22 protein-coding genes and 9 pseudogenes are annotated in these 21,071 nt (G+C 36.4%); 20 read left to right on the top strand and 11 right to left on the bottom strand.

The annotated features are described in order from the left end of the window. Positions 1–87: 87 nt before the first annotated feature. From brnQ to NYE53_RS13100, 3 genes are all read left to right on the top strand, one after another. The gene (brnQ, locus tag NYE53_RS13110; protein WP_327845988.1) at positions 88–1,410 is read left to right on the top strand and encodes a branched-chain amino acid transport system II carrier protein; all 1,323 of its coding nucleotides are present in this window, start codon (positions 88–90) and stop codon (positions 1,408–1,410) included. Positions 1,411–1,826: 416 nt separating this feature from the next. Further along, positions 1,827–2,762 (top strand): CDF family zinc transporter CzcD, encoded by a 936-nt coding sequence (gene czcD, locus NYE53_RS13105; RefSeq protein ID WP_038829687.1) that lies wholly within the window; start codon positions 1,827–1,829, stop codon positions 2,760–2,762. Between the two features lie 87 nt (positions 2,763–2,849). Next, the gene (locus tag NYE53_RS13100) at positions 2,850–3,887 is read left to right on the top strand and encodes an NAD(P)/FAD-dependent oxidoreductase (RefSeq protein WP_339245086.1); all 1,038 of its coding nucleotides are present in this window, start codon (positions 2,850–2,852) and stop codon (positions 3,885–3,887) included. Between the two features lie 119 nt (positions 3,888–4,006). On the opposite strand, the gene czcR is transcribed toward NYE53_RS13100, so the two are convergent. After that, a complete protein-coding gene (gene czcR, locus NYE53_RS13095) occupies positions 4,007–4,873 on the bottom strand; it encodes a LysR family transcriptional regulator CzcR (protein ID WP_032726237.1) in 867 nt (288 codons plus the stop codon). A gap of 125 nt (positions 4,874–4,998) precedes the next feature. Between czcR and NYE53_RS13090 the strand changes: the two genes are divergently transcribed. The 3 genes from NYE53_RS13090 to NYE53_RS13080 all read left to right on the top strand — a co-directional run bounded on the left by NYE53_RS13090 (position 4,999) and on the right by NYE53_RS13080 (position 7,711). Continuing rightward, complete coding sequence (locus tag NYE53_RS13090) at positions 4,999–5,964, top strand: DMT family transporter (protein WP_339245082.1); 966 nt, start codon at positions 4,999–5,001, stop codon at positions 5,962–5,964. 17 nt (positions 5,965–5,981) lie between these two features. Beyond that, on the top strand, positions 5,982–6,125 hold the full coding sequence (locus NYE53_RS13085) for a YrzO family protein (protein ID WP_017697705.1): 144 nt from the start codon (positions 5,982–5,984) through the stop codon (positions 6,123–6,125). A gap of 281 nt (positions 6,126–6,406) precedes the next feature. Further along, positions 6,407–7,711 (top strand): hemolysin family protein, encoded by a 1,305-nt coding sequence (locus tag NYE53_RS13080; RefSeq protein ID WP_046160623.1) that lies wholly within the window; start codon positions 6,407–6,409, stop codon positions 7,709–7,711. A gap of 156 nt (positions 7,712–7,867) precedes the next feature. On the opposite strand, the gene bltD is transcribed toward NYE53_RS13080, so the two are convergent. Then, positions 7,868–8,326: a spermine/spermidine acetyltransferase gene (gene bltD / locus NYE53_RS13075; RefSeq protein ID WP_339245078.1), complete on the bottom strand. Its 459-nt coding sequence runs from the start codon at positions 8,324–8,326 to the stop codon at positions 7,868–7,870. 168 nt (positions 8,327–8,494) lie between these two features. Continuing rightward, positions 8,495–9,697: a multidrug efflux MFS transporter Blt gene (gene blt, locus NYE53_RS13070; protein ID WP_339245074.1), complete on the bottom strand. Its 1,203-nt coding sequence runs from the start codon at positions 9,695–9,697 to the stop codon at positions 8,495–8,497. A 116-nt stretch (positions 9,698–9,813) separates the two neighbouring features. Here blt and bltR point away from each other — a divergent pair, with 116 nt between their 5' ends. The 4 genes and pseudogenes from bltR to NYE53_RS13050 all read left to right on the top strand — a co-directional run. Next, positions 9,814–10,635 carry a multidrug efflux transcriptional regulator BltR gene (bltR, locus tag NYE53_RS13065; RefSeq protein WP_339245071.1) on the top strand — a complete coding sequence of 274 codons (822 nt, stop codon included), beginning with the start codon at positions 9,814–9,816 and terminating at the stop codon, positions 10,633–10,635. Positions 10,636–10,841: 206 nt separating this feature from the next. Continuing rightward, positions 10,842–10,937, top strand: a pseudogene (locus NYE53_RS13060) (hypothetical protein); the annotation flags it as partial. Next, positions 10,933–11,097 (top strand): hypothetical protein, encoded by a 165-nt coding sequence (locus NYE53_RS13055; RefSeq protein WP_339248541.1) that lies wholly within the window; start codon positions 10,933–10,935, stop codon positions 11,095–11,097. The pseudogene NYE53_RS13060 and the gene NYE53_RS13055, both read left to right, overlap by 5 nt. Then, positions 11,055–11,177, top strand: a pseudogene (locus NYE53_RS13050) (recombinase); the annotation flags it as partial. The gene NYE53_RS13055 and the pseudogene NYE53_RS13050, both read left to right, overlap by 43 nt. Before the next feature lie 47 nt (positions 11,178–11,224). Here the strand turns inward: NYE53_RS13050 and NYE53_RS13045 are convergent. Both NYE53_RS13045 and NYE53_RS13040 read right to left on the bottom strand, forming a co-directional pair. Further along, positions 11,225–11,599: pseudogene (locus NYE53_RS13045) on the bottom strand (sigma-70 family RNA polymerase sigma factor); the annotation flags it as partial. 5 nt (positions 11,600–11,604) lie between these two features. Beyond that, positions 11,605–12,123, bottom strand: a complete 519-nt coding sequence (locus NYE53_RS13040; protein WP_335388715.1) for an ImmA/IrrE family metallo-endopeptidase — start codon at positions 12,121–12,123, stop codon at positions 11,605–11,607. 229 nt (positions 12,124–12,352) lie between these two features. Between NYE53_RS13040 and NYE53_RS13035 the strand changes: the two genes are divergently transcribed. Further along, positions 12,353–12,889 (top strand): AAA family ATPase, encoded by a 537-nt coding sequence (locus NYE53_RS13035; protein ID WP_268431908.1) that lies wholly within the window; start codon positions 12,353–12,355, stop codon positions 12,887–12,889. Positions 12,890–13,084: 195 nt separating this feature from the next. Here NYE53_RS13035 and NYE53_RS13030 read toward each other — a convergent pair whose 3' ends face one another. Both NYE53_RS13030 and NYE53_RS13025 read right to left on the bottom strand, forming a co-directional pair. Further along, positions 13,085–13,627: a PadR family transcriptional regulator gene (locus tag NYE53_RS13030; protein ID WP_339245067.1), complete on the bottom strand. Its 543-nt coding sequence runs from the start codon at positions 13,625–13,627 to the stop codon at positions 13,085–13,087. Continuing rightward, on the bottom strand, positions 13,624–14,466 hold the full coding sequence (locus NYE53_RS13025) for a sialate O-acetylesterase (RefSeq protein WP_339245065.1): 843 nt from the start codon (positions 14,464–14,466) through the stop codon (positions 13,624–13,626). The genes NYE53_RS13030 and NYE53_RS13025 overlap by 4 nt, the downstream gene beginning before the upstream one ends. Before the next feature lie 425 nt (positions 14,467–14,891). On the opposite strand from NYE53_RS13025, the gene NYE53_RS13020 reads away from it, so the two are divergent. The 5 genes and pseudogenes from NYE53_RS13020 to NYE53_RS13000 all read left to right on the top strand — a co-directional run bounded on the left by NYE53_RS13020 (position 14,892) and on the right by NYE53_RS13000 (position 16,676). Next, positions 14,892–15,290: a hypothetical protein gene (locus NYE53_RS13020; protein WP_339245063.1), complete on the top strand. Its 399-nt coding sequence runs from the start codon at positions 14,892–14,894 to the stop codon at positions 15,288–15,290. Between the two features lie 149 nt (positions 15,291–15,439). After that, positions 15,440–15,745 (top strand): annotated as a pseudogene (locus tag NYE53_RS13015) (ATP-binding protein); the annotation flags it as partial. Next, on the top strand, positions 15,736–15,885 hold the full coding sequence (locus NYE53_RS13010) for a hypothetical protein (protein ID WP_336154070.1): 150 nt from the start codon (positions 15,736–15,738) through the stop codon (positions 15,883–15,885). The pseudogene NYE53_RS13015 and the gene NYE53_RS13010, both read left to right, overlap by 10 nt. A 74-nt stretch (positions 15,886–15,959) precedes the next feature. Continuing rightward, positions 15,960–16,410: pseudogene (locus tag NYE53_RS13005) on the top strand (RusA family crossover junction endodeoxyribonuclease). An 83-nt stretch (positions 16,411–16,493) separates the two neighbouring features. Then, positions 16,494–16,676 (top strand): annotated as a pseudogene (locus tag NYE53_RS13000) (XtrA/YqaO family protein). A gap of 85 nt (positions 16,677–16,761) precedes the next feature. On the opposite strand, the gene NYE53_RS12995 reads toward NYE53_RS13000, so the two are convergent. Together NYE53_RS12995 and NYE53_RS12990 are read right to left on the bottom strand one after the other, a co-directional pair. Further along, positions 16,762–17,028: a transcriptional regulator gene (locus NYE53_RS12995; protein WP_106020145.1), complete on the bottom strand. Its 267-nt coding sequence runs from the start codon at positions 17,026–17,028 to the stop codon at positions 16,762–16,764. 199 nt (positions 17,029–17,227) lie between these two features. Then, entirely contained in the window at positions 17,228–17,497 is a 270-nt protein-coding gene (locus tag NYE53_RS12990; protein ID WP_327829538.1) for an LCI fold-containing protein, read from the bottom strand. Between the two features lie 258 nt (positions 17,498–17,755). On the opposite strand from NYE53_RS12990, the pseudogene NYE53_RS12985 reads away from it, so the two are divergent. Together NYE53_RS12985 and NYE53_RS12980 are read left to right on the top strand one after the other, a co-directional pair. Then, a pseudogene (locus tag NYE53_RS12985) lies at positions 17,756–18,188 on the top strand (sigma-70 family RNA polymerase sigma factor). 262 nt (positions 18,189–18,450) lie between these two features. Continuing rightward, entirely contained in the window at positions 18,451–19,446 is a 996-nt protein-coding gene (locus tag NYE53_RS12980) for a tyrosine-type recombinase/integrase (RefSeq protein WP_327829537.1), read from the top strand. 263 nt (positions 19,447–19,709) lie between these two features. Here the strand turns inward: NYE53_RS12980 and NYE53_RS12975 are convergent, their stop codons facing one another. Together NYE53_RS12975 and NYE53_RS12970 are read right to left on the bottom strand one after the other, a co-directional pair. After that, positions 19,710–19,802 (bottom strand): YjcZ family sporulation protein, encoded by a 93-nt coding sequence (locus tag NYE53_RS12975; protein ID WP_029318114.1) that lies wholly within the window; start codon positions 19,800–19,802, stop codon positions 19,710–19,712. A 40-nt stretch (positions 19,803–19,842) separates the two neighbouring features. After that, complete coding sequence (locus NYE53_RS12970; protein WP_073991391.1) at positions 19,843–19,929, bottom strand: YjcZ family sporulation protein; 87 nt, start codon at positions 19,927–19,929, stop codon at positions 19,843–19,845. Between the two features lie 181 nt (positions 19,930–20,110). Between NYE53_RS12970 and terS the strand changes: the two are divergent. Together terS and NYE53_RS12960 are read left to right on the top strand one after the other, a co-directional pair. Continuing rightward, positions 20,111–20,880: pseudogene (gene terS, locus NYE53_RS12965) on the top strand (phage terminase small subunit). Further along, positions 20,877–21,062 (top strand): annotated as a pseudogene (locus NYE53_RS12960) (phage terminase large subunit); the annotation flags it as partial. The pseudogenes terS and NYE53_RS12960, both read left to right, overlap by 4 nt. Positions 21,063–21,071: the final 9 nt, after the last annotated feature.

Below are 21,071 nucleotides of genomic sequence, written 5' to 3'. Positions count from 1 at the left end.
TTGGAATCAACACTGCGCCAGTGCAAATAGCATCTGTAATGTTTCCTGGCTATTCAAGAAGTGTCTACTTTAATCGGAGGATATATAATGTCAAAAAAAGTGTCTGCTTCCTATATCATCATTATAGGATTAATGCTATTTGCATTGTTTTTTGGAGCAGGAAATCTCATTTTTCCGCCTATGCTTGGTCAAATGGCTGGGAAAAATGTATGGATCGCTAATGCAGGTTTCTTAGTGACCGGAGTTGGATTGCCATTACTGGCTATAACAGCATTTGTTTTTTCGGGTAAACAAAACTTACAGTCGTTAACCAGCCGTGTTCACCCGGTGTTTGGCATAGTATTTACGACGATTCTCTATTTGGCAATCGGGCCTTTTTTCGCTATCCCGAGATCAGGAAACGTATCGTTTGAAATTGGGGTAAAACCTTTTTTATCAAATGATGCAGGCCCTGTCTCATTAATTATATTTACAATATTATTTTTCGCATTGGCATGCTTGTTATCACTCAATCCTTCAAAAATCATTGATATAGTTGGAAAATTTTTGACGCCAATTAAGCTGACATTTATCGGATTGCTTGTAGTGGTAGCTCTTATTCGCCCAATTGGAACCATTCAAGCACCATCAAAAGGATACACATCACAAGCGTTTTTTAAAGGATTTCAGGAAGGATACCTCACTCTGGATGCCCTTGTAGCATTTGTTTTTGGAATTATCATCGTGAATGCATTGAAAGAACAAGGAGCTTCTACCAAAAAACAGCTGATGGGTGTTTGTGCAAAAGCAGCCGCGATTGCAGCTGTACTCTTAGCAGTTATGTATACAGCCCTTTCCTATATGGGGGCTTCCAGCGTTGAAGAACTGGGGATTTTAGAAAATGGAGCAGAGGTCTTGGCTAAGGTTTCATCCTATTATTTTGGATCTTATGGTTCAATCTTATTGGGCTTAATGATTACAGTGGCGTGTCTGACGACAAGTGTTGGACTGATCACAGCGTGTTCTTCATTTTTTCATGAATTATTTCCGAACATTTCTTATAAAAAAATTGCTGTCGTTTTATCAGTGTTTAGTACACTTGTCGCAAATATAGGATTAACCCAGCTCATAAAGGTGTCAATGCCTGTCTTACTGACGATGTATCCTATCGCGATTTCCTTAATATTTTTAACGTTTTTGCATTCTGTATTTAAAGGGAAGACAGAAGTGTATCAAGGCAGTTTATTATTCGCATTCATCATCAGCCTATTCGACGGTTTGAAGGAGGCGGGAATAAAAATTGAAGTTGTGAATCGTATTTTCACTCAGATTCTTCCTATGTATAACATAGGGCTGGGGTGGCTCATTCCAGCTATTGCAGGGGGAATATGCGGCTATATACTGAGTATATTCCGAACAAAAACAAGTTGATCAATCAACAGCAGCAATATCACTCATATCTGCAGGAAGGACAAAGTGCTTGCATGTTTTTAATCTCATTTGGACAAACAGCTGTTACATAGCCTAATGTATTTTATGAAGGGAAAAATCATCGAGGGTCCGCAATACCTTTTATAAGGGATATGAAGAAGAAAAGGATAGAGAAACTAGGTTAGCGGAGCAAACCATGGGTTTGCTCCGCTTTTTTATGTTTATAAGAGAATAATTAAGGAGGTATTGTGGATTTCTATAAAAATATTTTGACATTTCAGTAAAGAGCAGATATATTTATATATGAACACATGATCATATATAAATATTATTTGCATCATGTTAGAATGCTTCATAACAGATTTGAAATAATAAATACATATGTATTAAAAACTTTAGTTAAGGAGGAGTTTTTTATGGGTCACAATCATAATGAAGGAGCAAATAAAAAGGTTTTATTGATCTCTTTTATCATGATTACAGGTTATATGATTATAGAAGCTATAGGTGGATTTTTAACAAATAGTCTGGCGCTTTTATCTGATGCAGGCCATATGCTGAGTGATTCAATTTCATTAATGGTTGCCCTGATTGCTTTTACATTAGCTGAAAAAAAGGCAAATCACAATAAGACATTCGGCTATAAACGATTTGAGATTCTTGCAGCTGTGATAAACGGTGCTGCCTTAATTCTTATTTCTCTTTATATCATTTATGAAGCAATCGAACGCTTCTCTAATCCACCAGAAGTAGCAACAACCGGCATGCTTACAATTAGTATCATCGGGTTAGTTGTGAATCTATTGGTCGCTTGGATTATGATGAGTGGCGGAGATACAAAGAATAATCTGAATATAAGAGGAGCTTATTTACATGTAATAAGCGATATGCTCGGCTCTGTAGGTGCCATTTTAGCTGCCATACTTATCATCTTCTTTGGATGGGGCTGGGCAGATCCATTGGCTAGTATCATTGTGGCTATTCTTGTTCTAAGAAGCGGTTACAATGTGACTAAAGATTCCATTCACATCTTAATGGAAGGAACTCCAGAAAATATCGATGTCTCTGATATCATTCGTACAATTGAAGGGACAGAGGGAATTCAAAACATTCATGATTTACACATATGGTCTATCACAAGCGGATTGAATGCTCTTTCTTGCCATGCAGTTGTGGACGATCAACTGACCATTTCAGAAAGTGAAAATATTTTACGCAAAATTGAACATGAACTTGAGCATAAAGGCATTACGCACGTAACCATTCAAATGGAAACCGAAGCGCATAATCACGACAATGCGATCCTTTGTCAGCCCAAAATGGAGAAGCCGCGTGACCACCATCACCATTAAATTTTTTATCTAACTTTATAGTGAGGAGATCAACTAGCATTTTGCAGATTCTGTCTACTGACAATTTGAAATTGGCGGGGTGATAATGTGTACGACACTATAGTAATCGGGGCTGGTCAAGCAGGGATCTCGATAGGATATTATCTTAAGCAGTCCGATCAAAAGTTTATCATTTTGGATAAAAGTCATGAGGTGGGGGAGAGCTGGAAAGATCGGTATGACTCATTAGTTTTATTTACTTCTCGAATGTATAGCTCTTTGCCTGGAATGCATCTTGAAGGAGAAAAACATGGATTTCCTACAAAAAATGAAATTGTTGCTTATCTAAAGAAGTATGTTAAAAAATTTGAAATTCCAATCCAATTACGGACAGAAGTAATAAGTGTCCTAAAAATAAAGAATCATTTCTTAATAAAAACAAATCGGGAAGAATATCAAACGAAGAATCTTGTCATTGCTACAGGGCCTTTTCATACCCCTAGTATTCCATCAATATCAAAGGATTTAGCTGATCATATTAATCAACTACACTCATCACAATATAAGAATTCAAAACAATTGGCATATGGAAATGTACTAGTAGTTGGTGGTGGGAATAGTGGTGCTCAGATAGCTGTTGAATTATCCAAAGAAAGAGTTACATATTTAGCCTGTAGTAATAAACTAGTTTATTTCCCTTTAATGATCGGAAAAAGAAGCATCTTTTGGTGGTTTGATAAATTAGGAGTTTTACATGCAAGTCATACATCAATAGTAGGCAAATTCATTCAAAAGAAAGGTGATCCAGTATTTGGGCATGAATTAAAACATGCAATAAAACAGAAGGAGATCATCTTAAAAAAAAGAGTCATTGCCGCAAAGCAAAATGAAATCATTTTTAAAGATTCATCTACATTAGAAGTAAACAATATTATTTGGGCCACTGGTTTCAGGAATCCCTTATGTTGGATAAATATAAAAGGTGTTTTGGATCAAGAAGGTCGAATCATACATCATAGAGGTGTTTCACCTGTAGAAGGATTGTACTTTATAGGGTTGCCTTGGCAGCATAAGCGAGGTTCAGCGTTGCTTCAAGGCGTAGGAAATGATGCTGAATACATTGTAAAACAAATGAACGGTGGATAAACGAAGCAGAGCAGTAACTCACATGTTTACTGCTCTATTTTATTGTGAATAAGGGTAGCGAAGTGGAGATGCGCCTTCTCTTTTATTTAAGAAGTTAACATAGAAAGAGAAAAAGCTCTTTAAGACATACTCATATTTTTATGTTCAACAATGGTCTTAAGGAGGCTGCGCATTGAATTTGTCAGGTACGCATCTTTATGGCGTATAAAGATTGTTGAGATACAGCTATCTTTCTCAGGTAATGGGTGACAATAAACCTTACCTTGTGCAGCTAGATGCATAACAGCAGATTCCGGTACCACTGTTATACCGAGTCCAAGTGCAACACTATTTAAGATTGTCTCCAGGATGTTAAATTCCATCATTCTGTTTGGGAGCACACCTTCATCTTTGAGCCATTGTTCAAGCCTAGACCGATACCCGCACCCCTGATTAAAAACAAGAATCGGAGTCGTTGAAACATCCTCTATATTAAACGTTTTGTTACTGGTTACAAGAGTAAGTTTTTCAGTATAAACATCATACTGTTCCAGAATAGAATGTTTCAAAGGGCCTGAAATAAAAGCTCCGTCTAATTCGTGATTCATGACCTTTTTAATAAGTTCCTCTGTTAGACCAGCCTGCAATGATAAATCCACATTAGGATACTTTTTATAATAGGAAGCTATGATGGTCGGCAGTATCCTCACTGTTTCCACTGTACCGATTTTTAATATTCCAGATGGTATTTCAGTATCTAGAAAGACCTGCTCCAGTTCTTCAACATCTTTCAAAATTTTGTTAACGTATTCAATCATTTTTCGGCCCTCTGGGCTTAGTGAAACCCCTTTTTTATGGCGATTGAAAAGAGGTGTTTTGAGCTCATTCTCTAATTGCTTAATCCGCGCAGTTACATTAGATTGTACATAATTTAACTCTTTTGCAGCACCGGTAATACTCTTGTGATGGGCTACGCATTTGAAAATTTGTAAGTCTCGAAGTTCCATGAAGATCCCCCCTTCATTAAAGTATCATTATCAATGATGTTTTTCATCACTTTTGTTCATTTTACTTGATGCTTACTTCTTTTTATAATTCTCATTGTAATTTTAAAGAAAAGGAGGGGAATTCAATGAAAAAAAGTCAATTATTCATTGGTGCCCTTACATGTTTAGTGGCAAGTATGTCTTGGGGCGCGATGTTTCCAGTTGCAGATCATGCATTAGAATTTATTGATCCGTTTTATTTTTCATTTATTCGCTACGGTGTGGTAACAATTATGTTAGTGATTTTATTATTAGTGAGAGAAGGAAAAAAATCATTTCATTTAGAGGGTAAAGCAAAATGGATCATTTTATTTGGGGTGATGGCGTTTACTGTATACAATGTTCTTATTTTTTTAGGTCAAAGGTTGATGGGGAAGTCTGGAATTATGACAGCGTCCATTGCCGAGGCACTCATGCCGATGCTTTCAATTGTTATTCTATGGGGATATAAACATGTGAAACCTAAAAAATACACAATGATCAGTATATTGATTGCCTTTTTGGGGGCTTCGATGGTCATAACCAAAGGTAATATAAGTTTCTTTTTTTCATTAGGGGATCATCTATTCTCGCTACTCTTTATATTCATTGGTGTTTTAGGATGGGTTGTCTACACAATGGGGGGACAGTTATTCCAAGAGTGGTCCACACTTCGTTATTCAACATTGACATGTTTATTCGGCACAGCTATAACAGGAATCATGACAACTATACTTACCGCGCACGGTTACGTGTCGGTACCGAGTATTAAAGTAGTTGCAGCAATTAAGTATGATTTTTTATTTATGATTACTTTACCAGGTATCATAGCCCTCCTTAGTTGGAACTATGGCATTAAAATCCTATCATCCATTAACGGGATTTTATTTATTAACTTTGTCCCCATCACTACATTGTTAATCATGGTGATCAAAGGATATAACATAACTGCTTTTGATATAGTAGGAACACTGTTTGTCATTATTGGACTCATTTTAAATAACATATATCAGCGTAAGGAAGATTATAAGCAGGTATTGCAAAAAGAAAAAACACATTTGACTATCACTTAGACGGTGGGGGATTTAAAATGTTTGAAGGTCTATTGTTTTTCATTTCAGCTGGAATTGTCTGTGAACTTGCTGCAATTAATAGAAATGGCCGCAAAAATATAAAGCAACAGGCGGAATTGATTCAAATTTTAAGAGAAAACCTTAATAAAGACATCAAATAAATTAAGACGTTTGGGTATTATTGAAACACACCAGAAAATTCAGGTGTGTTTTTATTTTGCTTTCTTTTTTAAGCCTTAAAACGTCACCAATCGCTAGTTGAATACTATGGGAACCACTCTCCATACGGAAAAAGATGATTATTTACATCATTCAGAGTTGATTTTAGGTTCTTTTGAACTTATAATGTTATATATACTGTTTTTTGTTTATTCAGAAAAAACGGGTTAGAAAAATAAATATTTATATCGGAGGTGTACGCCTTACTAAGTAAGGCAAATCATTGACAACCATTAACCTTATAATCTTTACTATTTTAATTGTCTTAACAGCATTTTTTGTTGCGACTGAATTTGCGATAGTAAAGATCAGGTCATCAAAAATTGACCAACTCATATTAGAGGGCAAAAAAGGTGCCGTATCAGCCAAAAAGGTCATTACTCATTTGGACGAATATTTGTCAGCTTGTCAATTAGGGATCACGGTTACAGCGTTGGGAATTGGCTGGGTTGGAGAATCGACTTTTGAAGTGATTTTGCACCCCTTATTTGCTCATTTTCATGTAAGTGAAACAGTCTCACATGTATTGATCTTAGTGATTGCTTTTGTGATGGCGACTTTTTTGCACGTTGTAGTTGGAGAACTTGCTCCTAAAACACTCGCTATCCAAAAAGCGGAAACCATCACTCTTTTGACTGCAAAGCCAATTATTTGGTTTTACCGCATCCTGTTCCCTTTTATATGGTTTTTAAATGGTTCAGCCCGGTTTATAGTAGGACTCTTCGGTTTGAAACCTGCATCAGAACATGAACTTGCTCATTCTGAAGAAGAACTGCGCATCTTACTATCTGAAAGCTATAAGAGCGGTGAAATCAATAAAAATGAGTTGAAATATGTAAATAATATTTTTGAATTTGATGAAAGAATCGCCAAAGAAATTATGATTCCGAGAAGAGAGATCGTAGCGATTTCTAGTGAGGATTCTTATGAAACTATTGTTAAGACCATTAAGACAGAGAGTTATACAAGGTACCCAGTCCTAAATGGAGATAAAGATTCAATCATTGGTTTTATCAATGCTAAAGAATTCTTGTCAGCTTATATTGACACAGACCAGAAGATAAAAGAGGATTTCAAGTTAGAAAATCATATCAACCCTGTTATCCATGTTATTGAATCCGTTCCAATTCATGATTTATTGGTAAAAATGCAAAAAGAGCGAACACATATCGCTATTCTTGTGGATGAATATGGCGGCACTTCAGGTTTAGTCACTGTTGAAGATATTCTTGAAGAAATTGTCGGGGATATCAGAGATGAATTTGATAAAGATGAAGTGCCTGATATTAGAAAAGTAAACGATAATCACTATATCATAGATTCGAAAGTGCTCATTGAGGATGTAAATGATTTATTGGGAACGACGTTAGCAAGTGACGAAGTGGATACGATAGGCGGCTGGTTTATGACTCAACAAATAGACGCTGCCGTTGGATCCGTTATAGAAGCCGATGGGTATATTTTTAAAGTGCACAAAACAGTTGGCCGGCATATTAATTATTTAGAAATTGTCCGGAAAAAAGAATAACATCTGGATAAATCACATGAGATTTTGACTAATAAGATGCTTAAAGCCTGAGATGAAATTTTCATCCAGGCTTTTTTAAACAATGATCTTGCAGTTTAAGTAGGTAATCATGATCGAAGTTCAAACGTTTCTCAGCAAACAAGGAGGCTTGGATATCTATAGCTCTTTTACCATTACCTTCTCACCATTAAAGTCGAGTTCACCATTAAATCGAAAACCAAACCTTTGATAAAGGCGTATAGCATGAATATTATTTTCAAATATACTTAAATAAATTCTCTTGCATTTATATAGCTCAGCAAGGTGCTGAATGAGGGCTTTAAGCATTTTCTTCCCTAATCCTTTTCCCTGATAGCGTTCGTCAATAAAAAATCGGTCAAGCCAGACTCGTCCGTTTTTATTATCTTCATCATACTCGGGAAACAATCCATACATTGCAAAACCGACTAGATCTCCATCATAGTAAAGCCCGACAGGTTTATAATAGTGACATTCTTTTGCATCCTCTAAACATACTTTTGTAGATTCAATATATGATAATTGATTCTGGCTGACATGCAGATCAAGAATTGCAGCACGATTATCATCAGTTACTCCTTTTATTTTTATACTCATACTACATTCTCCTTTTTTCTTATCCCGGTATCCTGATATTGCTAAAACTCAGCATAAACTATTTTCACATCAAGCAACATGTAGCCTATCAAATTAAGTACCTTTTCTTATTGTGCCTAACCAGAGGCATTCCCTGCATCCAAATGACTTGACTTTATAGAAAATGAATTAATTCAAAGCTGCAGCATCATTCTTTTTTTCTTTCCAAACCATTGTAAGACCAAGGCCGACAATCATAACGAAACCTGCAAAAAGGAAAGGATAATGAATGTTAAGATCAAATAGTATACCGCCTAAAGCAGGTCCAAATATATTTCCCAGGCTGGTGTATGTGGAGTTCATGCCTGCTACGAAACCCTGCTGGTTACCGGCCATATTGGATAAATGAGCGGTTAAGGCGGGACGTAGCAAATCGAACGCTAGAAAAATAAAACAAGTTACAAGCAAAACAGTTAAAAATCCTGACATAACAGTAGACACGAAAGCCAAGATCGCACCGGTTATTAAGCACAGCTGAATCATTCTTTTCTCTCCAAGTTTGTTGACCAATTTCCCGAATAGTAAAACTTGAATAACTACCGCAACAATGGAGCTAATCGTAATAATGGCTGCAATATCTTTTGGTGTGAAGCCAAATTTATGATCAGAAAACAAGCTGAATACCGTTTCATAAGCTGATAAACCAAAAGCCATTACAAAGACGATAATAAATGCAATGAAATAGACAGGATGAATGGATCTCTTCAAGTCTTTAATAAAATTTGATTCCTTTGTATGAGATGAGAGTTGATGGCGTTCTTCTATCGACAATGACTCTTTTAGTATAAAAACGGAAGTGACAGCTGCTATTAACGCGATGGCGGAGGCGAAGAAAAACGGCATGCGGATGCCAAAGCCGGCAATAAATCCTCCCGCACCAGGCCCAATAATAAAGCCTGTGCTAATTGCAGCAGAAACATACCCCATAGCCTTTGACCTTTCCTTTAGGGTTGTAATATCAGCTACATATGCTGTTACCGCGGGCATGATAAAAGCCGCGCTTACACCACCCAATATCCTCGAGAAATAAAATATTGAAACATGGATCCCTAATCCGAAAATCAACTCAGATAAACTGAATATAAGCAACCCGAGAATAATCATTTTTTTTCTCCCGAAACGGTCAACCCACCTACCTGCAAAAGGTGAAGTAATTAACTGAGAAATGGCAAAAGCCGCAACAAGATAACCCATTGTGCTGCCGGATAAATGCATGATTTTCATAAAAGAAGGCATAACTGGAATGATTAAACCGATACCAAGAAATACTACGAAGATGTTGCTTAATAGTATAATGAATATCGTTTTTTGCTCATTTATTGATTTTTTCATCTGAATTCCCCTTTTACTCAATTGAACCCTTTTTACCTATCCTTTTCGCTTGAAGCTTTTTTCAAGTACAATCAAATCATAAGGTATATGGTTACCGTATAGTCAAGGAGGTTTTTATGAGCGAAGATGTTAAGAAGTATTTCACAACAGGGGAGTTTTCGAAGCTCTGCCGTGTAAAAAAACAAACCTTATTTCATTATGATGAGATTGGTCTTTTCTCGCCGGAAATAAAAAAAGAAAATGGGTATAGATATTATTCCTATCATCAATTTGAGATTTTTCAAGTCATCACTCTATTTAAAGAGCTTGGGGTTCCATTAAAAGAAATAAAATGTCTAATAAAAGGAAAAACACCAGACAAGATCCTGCATGTTCTAAAAGAAAAGTCTATTGAGATTGATAAAAAAATAAATGAGCTTAAGCAGTTGCAAACGATCTTACAAACAAAAGTGACGCTTACAGAACAAGCACTTGAGACTGATTTTTCCTCAATTTCTTTTGAATATTTAAATGAAGAAACATTCATGTTAAGCCGAAAAACATTAAACTTACCGGAACGAAAATATGTGGCAGCCATTTCAGAACTCATTCATGAAGTTCAGCAATATGAATTAGATGAAGGATATCCGATAGGCGGAATCTTTGCACGGGAACAAATCTTAGAAAAAGACTTCTACAATTACAGTTACTTTTATATAAAAGTAAAAGATGGGGTAGAGAACATAAATTATCATGTACGACCAAAAGGCCTGTATGCAGTTGGATATGAAATAGGCGGAAATACTGAAGAGGCGTACCGGAGAATCATTGAGTTCATTGAAAGAAATGGAATGCAAATAGGGGAAAATGCATATGAGGAATATATGCTTGATGAGATGGTAGTTGACGGGTATGAAAATACATATGCCAAAATCCTCCTTCAAGTTAAGGAGGTGTAAGATTACGAGATTTTCATATGGAAAAATTGTTTCTGTTGTGTGCCCAAAAAGAATATAAACTGGTTTACTAAAAGCGAGCCCACAGCCGAACTTCAAAACTGCACCATTGAGTAAAAAGCAATGACAACCTGTAATTATTTATAAATTATTAAAATGTCTAGTGAAAGGGGCAAGGAGAATAAAATGGACTTCAAAGGGATTTAATCATGAAAATGAATGAAAAGATGAAAGAGGTTCAAAGAAAATATAGAGAAGAGCTTAAGAAACAAGAACTTGAAGATGATAAAAATTATATTTATGAAGGTAATAATCATCGAGGGACCGCAAGCTGACAAATGCATGAACGATTGCTATCATTATTTAATAAAACTTTATAGGAATGAGATCCAGGGTGATAGCAATATACCGAGGAACAAGCGATCGAGGGATCGAGCATCGACAGCCAGATCGAGGCCTGCATAAAGAAAGCAGGGACTAAGGATGTGCTGAAGTATGCCGATGAAGGATTTTCTGTGGAGCTTTTAGAACGTCCGGCTTTGAATGCTTGAGGTAGGGAGTTTATCAGCGATGAAAAAATGATTTTCATATTCTTCCGCTTTTCCTTCTCTGCCCGATAAAACTCATGAAACATCTTCATCAGCGCCCGCTTTTTAATCCGCGATACATAGCTGCGTGAGATACCGAGTTCTTTGGCAATCTCTCGCTGCGTTTTTTCCTTCTTCAAATCAAGTCCAAACTGCCCGACAATCACTTCCTTCTCACGGTCATCTAAAATGTCAATGTATTTTTTCACTTTTTCAAGCTCCATATTGAGCTGGATCGTATCTATCACGTCTTCGTTTTCTGATTTCAAAACGTCAATCAGGCTTATTTCATTCCCTTCCTTATCCTGCCCGATCGGATCGTGAAGGGAGACGTCTTTTTTTGTTTTTTTCAATGCGCGCAAATGCATGAGGATTTCATTATTCATTACAAAAGGGGGGTGCATAAATTTCCCGTAACAGTTTGACTAAATAAATGTTGAGTCAGTTTCCTGTAATAAATGCTCAAACGTTTCTTAGCGAATGAAGAGGATACCTTAAATAACCAAGCTACATTTTCAATTGCATGTGATTGTATGTACGGAAGATTGATATTACGCAACATGAAAGTTGGAATGCAAAAGTGATATGTAAAATAATTCGACTGCCACTCCAAATAATCAGTCCAAGTTGCAGGCATTGTTTTTTTATCGCCTTCATGTCTATATATATGGCAAAATTCATGAGCAAAATCATACCATTGATCAACTCGGCTTTTTCGGCTGTCCAAGCATATGTTATAAATTCCGCTGTGTTTAAGTGCGAAGCTTGTAACAGGTTTAAACGAAAGCCTGATATCTAATGACTCAGCAATCCGTTCAAAATTAATTTGTTCAGGTTCTGTAATATCAATCTTTCTGTATAAGTTTTCAATCCAATCCTCTAAATGACTGTTTGTATACCTCAAGATAAAAAACCTCCTTAAAGACGACAATCCAAAAATTGGATTCGTTTAAATATTATAGGGAAATCAAGACTTTTTTTATAGGTAAATGCGTCTAATGAGATGGAATATGAATAAAACGCATCTGGATTTCCCTCGAAAAGTAAAGGTCTTTAGGGATTTATGTCAAAATAATAGTAGGTACCTTATGCAACAAACAGGGAGTTTGGTTGCTTAATAAGGAGGGGGAAGTATGAAAAAAAATATTCACATATTGGGAGCCTCTGGTGTCGGAACTTCAACATTGGGTGCTGCATTGTCAAAGTGTTTGCCTCATACGCATCTTGATACTGATAATTACTATTGGTTAGATAAATTCACTAAAAAAAGAGAAATTCCTGAAAGAAGAAAGTTGCTTGAAAAAGACTTAACAATAAATGAGAAATGGATTCTTTCTGGTGCAGTGTGTGGCTGGGGCGATAATCTAAAAAGTTATTTTGACCTTGTCGTCTTCTTATGGATTCCACAGGAAATACGGCTTGAGAGATTAAGGCATAGGGAATTTCAGCGTTATGGAAATGAAGTGTTAGCCGGTGGCAGTAAATATGAACAATCAAAAGCATTTTTAGAGTGGGCTTCTTTATATGATAATGCTGGAATGGAAGTTAGAAGTAAAGCTTTGCATGAACATTGGATGGAAGATTTATCTTGTCCAGTGTTAAAAATTGAAGGCGATTGCTCAGTCAATGAAAGAGTTGACCGTGTCTTGGATTTTTTGAATTCTAATTAAACTAACGGCTAGTGATTGAAAAAGAAGAACACGCAGCTGATTCACTTGCTCTTGTTGGGGGCAAGTGTTGACAACCCTATTACTGGTTTAATTAAAGAAGGAGTATAAAACCTGTATCAAAGATGTTACTAGATATCTACGACACAGGTTTTATATGTAGGTAACTAATGTTCTTATATTTAACTTTGCATTTTTTTATTCTGCAATAGTTGATTCTATTTCTGTTTTCAATTTTTCAAACCACTCTAAATTAACCAAGTGATGTGAACGGGAATTTTCGTTCATACGGCGAAAGTAATCGATTGTGCCGGGAATTTCTTGAGTGATGGACAGGTATTCATCAAGGAGCTCGATTCGAGCTTTAGTCTGATCGATTTGTGATTGGATCAGATCCAGTAATTTATTTTTGTCGAATTCATCGGCAAAGAGTAACGCCCCATAAAATTGCAGGTTCACATATTCCGATTTGGTGCCGTATTTGATCATTAATTTTTCGAATTCTGCCCTTCCCGATTCTGTGACTTTAAAGTTACGGATTTCACGCCCGCTGGTTGAGGGTTTCTGCTGAATCTGTTCAATAAAACGCTTTTCTTCAAGTTGCTGCAGATTGTAATAAAATGAACCTTTCGTGAAGTTAACAATGTATTTGTAATGACGTTTTTCCATTAAGGCCAGAAGTTCATAGCCGTGAGCTCCGGGGTTTTGGATTAGCAAGCCAAGGATAAGTAGGGGAATCATGGTTTTATCACCTTCGCCATCCGCGCCTCAAATTCCGCGTACGTGATTTTACCCGAAGCCAAATCCATACTATGAAGGTAAATCTGTTCTGTTTTAGAATAGTCACCATTCACTTTCAGCGATTGCTCCTCTCCCGAAATGGGTTTCAGGATATGGTGTTTTTTCGAAAAAGCCTCGAAATAGCGGTAACCGAATTTGCGTTGTGAAGCTGTGTCTAAATGAATGCCATCAGGATTCGCAGTCAAACCTGCTGCAGTAACAAAATAGCAATTCTGTTGTTCATTAGCAAAACGCAGCAATTCCTCATTAACCTGTCGAAATTCAGTCGCATGCAGTCCAAAACCAGTCTTCCCAAGAAAGTCACCAAGCCCTCCAATAATCAACGGTACCTCATCAAGTTCCAACTCGTTTCTTAGCGTCTCGATGATAAGAGTTAATTTCTCGTAATAAGTTTCATGTAGCGAACGATAACTGTCACTCTCACCTTGGTGCCAAAGGATTCCACAAATTTGACTGGACCGGAGGGCGAAGCGGGCTTCGGACAAAGCATGCTGAAAAAGGATGCCTTCCGGATGCCAGTCATTCAATGAACTGCCACCTTCCGCACAAGGGATCAAGCCAATTTCTTCATCGGGATGAGCTTTCGACCATGCATCTGCAAAAGATGCCGCCAGGCCAACGCCGGAAACCGGACGGTCGTAATTAATCGGCTCTGTCATCATCTGCCACTGTCCATTGCGCAGCATTTTTATTTTTTCATTATAGATCGGGTCTACTTCATTCAAAAATCCACGGCCCGCCATATTCGACTGCCCCAACATTAAAAAAGACTTTATCATCTCATTTTTCCCTTCTTTACACCAATATTTTAGTCTAATTAGACTATAGTTGATTCAGTTTGTCTTGTAAAGTTTTAATAAGGTTTTACTTTTATTATTAGTATGTATGAAAAACAAACTAACATTGAAAATTTGGTGGATGTATTTGAGAAATAGCAAGTTCTTTTGCTTTTTCTTATCCCACTATCGGGGGCGATTATTGAACAAAAACTAAAGGAGTGATACATATTAGTCATGTATAATATGTATCACTCCTTATTTTTTATAGCTTTTTTTGATTTAGATCTTGATAAACAATGAAAAAACAACAAAAACCCTGTCATGTAAGGGTTCCTATGAGCTTCAAAATCATTTTTCATAGGAAATACGTTCAATGATGGGGGTGTATCCCAAATGAAATGGATTGTTAAAAAGGGAGGGCTATGTTGAAGGGGTTAAATATCAATAAAAAATTATTAAAAAGGTTAACGATTGTACCAATTCTATTCATTTGTTATGTTTTATTTTTAAATCCTGAAGTTATACTTGAAGAGCAATGTCCTAATAAGCCTTATAGTTTAACAATCGTAAAGCACGGGACAGGTATATTTGATAAGAAAATTGTTCTAATATATTACAAGATCAACGGAAAAACAGTAGCTGTTGGGGATTTGGTGTTTTTTGAGAATTTTGACAGAGATATAGATGTTACTTGGGATACGAATACTGATGATGGAACTTGGTGGATAGATAAAAGCGTACATTTAACCATGACCTATGCTAAAAATGTTAAGGGGGATTTAGACAAGAAAGATATTGATTTTGATTATGGTACTGTCCAATAATAATGAAGTCAAATAGGAATATATACTAAAAGAACCGCCAGTTGCGGTTCTTTTGTGTTTAGATTTAAACGGATTTAAGAGCCCTTTTTTTCTTTCCTTGCAAGTACCATGATTCCAGAAGATTATCATAAGTATTGCTGGCATAACTTGACAACTTAGTTGTAAAACTCGATGTCATGAGAAAGGTCGAAGTCCTATTCATTGATGACTTATTCAAACCAATAAACAGTCAGCCAAGGGCAACCGATTGGCAGGTTGAACAAATCCAGTCAGTCTTAAATTATCGTTATTTGAATCATAAGCCTTTGCTGATTTCTTCTGAGTTAACAGTCGATGAGATTTTGGATATAGACGAGGCTCTTGGTTCACAGATTCACCAGATGTGTCGTGATTACATAGTGATTATTAAAGGCGATCGAATGCAATTAAATCATAGGTTAGGTGATTGGGAATGAAGGAGAAAATGAATGTAAAAGCAACTGGTGGACTTTATATGTTTAGACCTTCAGATCGAAATAAAGGTAAAGATCTTACGCCAACTATCCGTTTACTTGATGAAAAAATAAAGCAAATGGAGCCGATGCTGAGTGCTTAAAGCAGTCGTGTTTCTGCTGGCAATTTTACTCTCCGCACCGAGAATCAAAAAAGAAATTCAGCTATGTGAACAGCTTGACGGGAGGTAAAGAACAGTTTGATTGCATTAAGTTCACTGTTTATGGTGAGCCAGTCGCACAAGGACGGCCGCGTGGATCAATACGAAATGGGAAGGTGCATATGCGAGATCCAGCAAAAACAAAGTATTTCAAACAGTATGTGGCATTGGTTGCGTCTCAGCATCGCCCAGAAACAATTATTACTGGTCCTGTCTCAAATGGATGTCAAAGTGTACAGACAAATGCCAAAATCAGTTTCAAACTCAAAAAAGAAGAAAGAAAAAGCTGAAAAGGGTCTTCTGCGGCCGACTACAAAGCCTGATGTTGATAACTATGTAAAGGGTGTAAAAGATGCCCTGAATCATCTGATATACAAAGATGATAGTCAGGTTGTGGATCTGAAAGTCAGTAAGTTTTATAGCGAAGAGCCGAGGGTGGAAATCATGTTAAAAGAGGTTTCTGCCTAAAAATAAAACACACCGAAGCGCTTAGCCTCAGTGTTCTCGATATGAACTGGTACTTCTATCAAAACACAGGGGGGGACCTTTGAGTGTACAATCCAAGAGAAATAAACATCAAAAAAGACTTAACTATTCAGCAGAAGATTGACCCAGGGAGAGTTCAAATCATTGTTTTATATGGAAATCAAGGTACAGCCCATATCTAAGATGCTCCGGAGCACGGGAAAACAGTGATTCAAACTGTAAAGGGCAGTTTTGCGCGGGTTGATTAGGAGATAGGTTACAAAGTTAGATAAACAATCGAATGGATTGGAGTAACTATACTAGGGGGAGAGGAGGCTGTGAGCCCCCTCATAGTTAACTTGAATAGTATGCGATATAAGTTCCATCAGGATAAAAAGTAACACTGTCTAAATAATATGTTATACCTTTATGAATAATTGTTTGTGCTGGATCTGGATCAGAAGCTGTTCCATAAATAACCAAGGTATCTAAAGCAGAAACTTCCTTCGTTGTAATTTCTCCAGAATGAGTATCAGTAGGGCTTGCGGCAAAGGCAGGAGCTGCAGAAACAAGTAGAGCAAGTGATAAAGCAGAACCAGTTAATACTTTTCTAAATTTCATGTTACCACTCCTTTAGTTTTTTGATACACTTAAAGGTTTCGCTGCATGTAAAAAATACCCTTGTAAATAAATGTTAACTAATTATGAACGAGCATTTCTTATCGTTACAGCACCCTGGCGTGATTACCCAAATTTAGAAAGGGAAAAGGGGTTGTCCAAAAAAAGAGATAAGAGGATTTTCCTCTTATCTCTCAGATACTTAATACCAACCTTGATATAAGCCAGTCCATGTGCCGTCACTGTTCTGCCAGGCATCTTTTAAATAGTATTTAACACCAGCAAATACCGTTACATTGGCAAGTTCTCCACGTGTGTTAGCTGTGAGATATATAGTTTTTATCTCAGCTTGAGGAGTTACTGCCTTCTGACTAGTGCTATCTACACTAGGAGTCGCAGCAAAAGCAGGAGCTGCAGAAACGAGTAAAGCAAGGGACAATGCAGAACCAGTTAAAACTTTTTTCAATTTCATTTTAAACACTCCCTTTGTTTTTTAGTACAACTGTATTATTACATAATATGAAAAAATAACCAAGGGATTTTTTGTTAATATTTTGTGAACTTAGTTTAAATATAGAATCCTCCCGAATGCCTGCTGCCCGAAATGAGGGTGCAGTCTGGGTCCTGTTGAGGAAATATTGTCCAAGACGGAAAGCCTGCGGACACTAAACTTACAGCATTACACTGTTTGTTTAGTGTCCGGTTTATTGTTTAAAAAGGAGGACGTTTCATGAATCCAAAAGACATTGAAAATCTAATCAATAGCTATCACTGGATGGTGAAAGAAGTTCAACGGTTACAGAGAGTGTTTTATGGTTCAGCAATTCCTATGAAAAATTGGGGAGTTGCCCAATATGGATTAGACGCTGCTATACCAAAAGGAAGTCCCGGGAAGAGTCAGGCAGAGCTTCGTCAAATGGATATGCGAGAGGAACGTCTTTTCAAACGTCTTATGCAGTTGAGTTGGGGGCAGAAAAAATCAAAGGGGAGCAGCATAAGTCATTTATGATTGCATGATGGAGGGGATGAGTTACCGTGCTATTAGCCTTCACCTTGGCATTTCAAGGGAAACTGTACGCAAAATGAAAGACGAGTTGATCAGCCAATTATGCCAAGATTGCCACTTTGAGCGCTTGTTGAATCCGAAAAAATCGGAGGTGTAAAATGGGAGGCGGGTCGGCGCGGCAGGTTATTACTGCGTCACCACCAATTTTATACAACGAATAAAACCTCCCAACGATAAGCGAGGATTAACTCGATCGGGAGGTCTTACATAGTGAATCGGGTGATAAAACAGCAGCAGTATTTCGTTCAAATTAATATCCCCGACAAATTTGATTTTATTCAACAGTTTCGTTCGACAAATTTTGCAGATGGTTCCATCATTATTGTTTTTCGTCGATAATAAGATGGGAGATGAGTAAAATGGAACAAATATTTGAGTCTTTTCTTGAAAGTGTACCTTATACATATTTCACTCATTTGAAGGCTTTTAAAGATTACCTGAGACACTTAAAAGTCACTGATGATACAATTATAGATTTTCTTCAAGGTGTTAGAACAGAAAGGATAATTGATTCTTTAAAATTTAATATTGAAAATCGAACACAGAGCAAGAAAAAAATTTTGAAAAAAGAAACTGCTTATATGTATAGTGTTGTTATAAAAAAATTTTTTCTGTATCTCCAATCTGAACATTGTATCAAGAATCTCGACTTTGAAAGAGAGTTAAATTTGTCAGCTAGCAATCATTCATCATATAGATATAAAATGAATGAATTTATCTCAAACAACTCTATATTAAAAGACAGTAGAGGTTTTAATACATTACTCGAAGAAGAGGTTAATGATCTCATTAAGCAATGTGATGAAACATTAAATTCAGATGATATATATATAAATGCTTTTGAAGAGAAAAGATATTTTAATAAATTTAGATCAGCAATAATCATTAAATTGATAATATTAACTGGGGTACGCTATGAAATAATTTGCAACTTGAAAAAAAATAATCTAGACCTTAAATATAACAATTTAAAGATAAATGATTATTCTGTGCCTTTACCCAATAATTTCAGAGATCAATTTGAAAAATATTTAAAATTAGTAAATGAACTTACTTTTAAAAAAGATAACAATTTTTTACTTATTGAATTTGAGGGAGAGCATTTAAAAAAGACTACAGCTGATACGGCTAACTTCTTAAAGAATAGTATAGATAGAAGTGATTTAAATGGTCTAATAAAATACTCCGTGGTAAATATGTTAAAACATGAAATGAATGAACACGTAATAAGGAAGTTAACCGGAATTGGAACTAAATTTTATGAGCAGTGCCGCGAAGAAGTTGTTGATCTAGATAAGGACAATAGACACTTAAACTCTATTTTTATGTCAATGGCTTCTTTTAATACTTTATAACTAGATACCTTAAAGGTATCTTTTTTTGTACTTTTTAATACTCAGAATATGCAATTTAGTCAACGTAATGATTTGAGTGCCTTTCACTTTAGAAATTACTTTCCAAAGCAACTCAATCCAAAAGGAGGCATTTACCTGGTTTTGAAATTTTATCAGCATTGATAAAGTTAATAACATAGCAAAACGCCATAAAAACTTCTTATGGCGTCTTCGTACAGGGAGGTGAAATTCAAAAGGCCGCTTTGGATTAAAGTGCCTAAAGACTAATAAAGGAATGCAGCACCAACAATGATTAATAGAATGAATAGCACTACGATTAATGCGAAGGTGCTACCATAACCATTTGTGTTTCCCATATAGTTACCTCCTTTAATAGTAGATTAAAATATTTCAAGACTAATAAAGGAATGAAGCACCCACAATGATTAACAGGATGAACAACACCACAACTAACACGAAGGAGCTATTGTAACCATTTGACATGTTATCACCTCTTTTAATGGAGTTAGTATAAGATATGTCAAACAATAATTTTCGACATAGATTTAAGTCTAAATAAGAGAAAATGAATATTTTGTCTAAAGGTGTAATAGCAGATACATCAGCAAAAACTATTAAAACAAACACAAACTCAAACATGAGGTCCGGAGATGGGTAAGATGTAATGCCAAGACCACGAGATCCACGCAGAGACAAAGCTTTTCGTTTGTGGGAAGAGAGCGGCGGGAGTAAGAAGTTAAAAGACATTGCTGAGCAATTAAACGTAACAAGTAGCACTGTCCGAAAATGGAAAGCAAACGATAAATGGGAAGAAAAAATAAAAGGGAGCGCTCTTTTGCGTCGAGGCGCACCTAAAGGGAACAAAAATGCAAAAGGAAATAAGGGAGGAAGAGCACCGCTTGGAAATAAAAATGCATTAGGAAATAAAGGTGGTGCAGCTCCACTGAGAAATCAAAACGCTGTGACTCATGGATTCTTCTCTAAGTTCCTGCCAGAAGAAACGCTATCCATCATGGAAGGTATTCAAGAACGTTTGCCTGTCGATATGATATGGGATCAGATACAGATCCAATATGCCGCAATTATAAGGGCGCAAAAAATCATGTTCGTTTCTGATAAGCAAGAAATGATTAAGGAACTAAAAAAGAAAAAGTCTGTCCTATCTGAGACAAACGAAGTCGAAGAGGAAGAATACGAATTCCAATTTTCTTGGGATCGTCATGCCACATTCTTAAATGCTCAATCTCGGGCTATGGCAGAGCTCAGGAACTTAATTAAACAATTTGACGAATTAGCCCATTCGGAAGACGAACGACGCCTTAAATTGGAGCATATGCGTTTAAATATCAACAAGAAAAAATTATAGATTGAAGAACTTACAGAAGAAGATAAACCTTTATCATCACCATTGTGAACAAAGGTGATGATAAATGATTAAACAAGTAAACCCACATTTTAAAGAATTTCTCTTTGATTGGAATCAAAAGTTTCAGTTTCTTGTGGGTGGTTATGGATCATCCAAAAGCTATCATGTGGCACTCAAAATTGTTCTGAAATTGCTTAAAGAAAAACGAACTGCACTTGTTATCAGAGAGGTGTACGACACGCATAGGGATATTTTACCT

Source organism: Bacillus sp. FSL R5-0523, assembly GCF_037975295.1.
In the GTDB taxonomy this organism is placed as follows: Bacteria; Bacillota; Bacilli; order Bacillales; family Bacillaceae; genus Bacillus; species Bacillus subtilis.
The sequence above is the reverse complement of the archived record's forward strand: the minus strand, read 5'-3'. Positions and strand labels throughout refer to the sequence as shown.